Raw genomic sequence first — 283 nt, 5'->3', positions numbered from 1 at the left:
AATATAGACACATTCACCTGGCCCAATTTTTCTCTCAGCTTTTCTCTATCAACAAGCTTAGCCTGTACTGCGCTAGGCAGTTCGGTAAACAAAATAATACCTTTCTGCACCAGCAAGGAGATGAGGTCTTCCGTCACTCTGGCCAAGTCAGCATCGCTATCCTGTAACGCTAAAAATAAAGCCTCCTTTTCTTGCTGATCCATCATCATGCCCTTTCGTCCAGGAACTTAGTTACTTTAGGGGATATCGTAATATTTTGAGACAAGTGATCCAGCAAACTACC

At 43.1% G+C, this 283-nt stretch carries 1 pseudogene; it reads right to left on the bottom strand.

What is annotated here, in order from left to right:
• Nucleotides 1-209: pseudogene (locus A3761_RS02815) on the bottom strand (hypothetical protein); the annotation flags it as partial.
• Between the last annotated feature and the right edge of the window lie 74 nt (nt 210-283).

The sequence above is a fragment of the Oleiphilus sp. HI0123 genome, assembly GCF_001635315.1.
The sequence above is the reverse complement of the archived record's forward strand: the minus strand, read 5'-3'. Positions and strand labels throughout refer to the sequence as shown.